The 258-nt window shown below is 64.3% G+C and carries 1 protein-coding gene; it reads right to left on the bottom strand.

The genetic code is table 11. The annotated features are described in order from the left end of the window. Window positions 1–258: PQQ-dependent sugar dehydrogenase (locus B4F27_RS17585; RefSeq protein ID WP_286760308.1), on the bottom strand; the 258-nt coding region annotated here is incomplete at both ends.

Below are 258 nucleotides of genomic sequence, written 5' to 3'. Positions count from 1 at the left end.
CCGTCTTTCGCGGTGCCTTCGCCGATCTTGGCACCGGAGTAGTGACGCCCGTAGGATATCACCGGCCATCCGTAATTCGCGCCCTTGCGGACCGCGTTAACCTCGTCCCCGCCGCGCGCCCCATGTTCTGACACCCAAAGATTGCCCTCCAGATCAAGCGCTGCCCCTTGCGGGTTGCGATGCCCGTAGGACCAGATTTCCGGCAGCACGTCGTCGCGCCCGACAAACGGGTTATCGGCGGGCACAGTACCGTCACGG

Origin of the sequence: Sulfitobacter sp. UBA1132, assembly GCF_002311545.1 — a bacterium.
Lineage (GTDB): Bacteria > Pseudomonadota > Alphaproteobacteria > Rhodobacterales > Rhodobacteraceae > Sulfitobacter > Sulfitobacter pontiacus.
This window is presented reverse-complemented; position numbering and strand designations above follow the sequence as displayed.